Below are 669 nucleotides of genomic sequence, written 5' to 3'. Positions count from 1 at the left end.
CAACCAACAACCAACGCGCAGTATTTGAAGGGGTTGTAGGGTTTGATTCGAGAGCTAAACCCAAATCAGCCATGCAATCATGGCTGTTTTGGGGCCAGTGTTCACTTGGAAGTGATACCAAGTAGAAAGAGCATTATGCGCGGCTGGTTTGTTTGTAGCGGTCAAAAATAACAGCAGCAAGTAATATGGCACCGCGTACGACGTATTGCGCGAATGGTGACATGTTGAGAAGGTTCATTGCATTTTCGACTGTACCCAAAATCAGCACGCCAGCAATCACGTAAGAGACTTTACCGATACCACCTTTTAGCGACACACCACCAAGGACACAGGCAGAGATAACCACCAATTCAAAGCCCACAGACGTCATAGGCTGACCACTGGTCATACGCGCCGCCAAAATAACCCCCGCCAATGCCGAGATAAAGCCAGACACGGTGAAGATTATCATCTTAGTTTTCACGACATTCACACCCGCTAAGCGAGCCGCTTCTTCGTTGCCCCCAATCGCGAGCGTGTTACGACCATAAACAGTGCGATTCAGCAAGAAAGCAAAAACTCCAAAGGTAATGATCGTCAACCAAATAGGCGTTGGGATACCAATAAATGATGAGTTACCCAGTGCAAAGAAGCTCTCTTCTGTGATGCCCACCGCTTTACCATCTGAGA

At 47.8% G+C, this 669-nt stretch carries 1 protein-coding gene; it reads right to left on the bottom strand.

Features of this window, described 5'->3' with window-relative positions:
- Positions 1–133 precede the first annotated feature (133 nt).
- Positions 134–669, bottom strand: a 536-nt coding sequence (locus R8N49_RS27625; protein WP_412034923.1) for an ABC transporter permease subunit, incomplete at its 5' end; no start/stop codon positions are given.

This window comes from Vibrio sp. 1978 (assembly GCF_033344345.1).
The sequence above is the reverse complement of the archived record's forward strand: the minus strand, read 5'-3'. Positions and strand labels throughout refer to the sequence as shown.